At 43.0% G+C, this 242-nt stretch carries 1 protein-coding gene; it reads left to right on the forward strand.

From position 1 onward, the window contains the following. A partial coding sequence (locus AAEY62_RS24355) for a P-loop NTPase (RefSeq protein ID WP_350637050.1) occupies positions 1-242 on the forward strand: 242 nt, incomplete at both ends.

A 242-nucleotide genomic window follows, 5' to 3' on the forward strand; every position in this document is an offset into this window, starting at 1 on the left:
GTGTTCACCTTAAAGAGGCTGCGAAATTTAAAGCCATTAAACATATTGTGTTAGTCGCCTCAGGCAAAGGCGGGGTAGGCAAATCTACTACGGCTGTAAATCTTGCGGGCTCGCTTAAAAATGAAGGCGCAAAAGTAGGCATACTAGATGCCGACATTTACGGTCCGTCAATTCCTATGTTGTTAGGATTAGTTGGCAGTGAGCCGGTTACAAAAGACAATAAACAATTACAACCGTTTGAT

The organism is Pseudoalteromonas sp. GW168-MNA-CIBAN-0100, assembly GCF_040309225.1.
GTDB lineage: Bacteria > Pseudomonadota > Gammaproteobacteria > Enterobacterales > Alteromonadaceae > Pseudoalteromonas > Pseudoalteromonas arctica.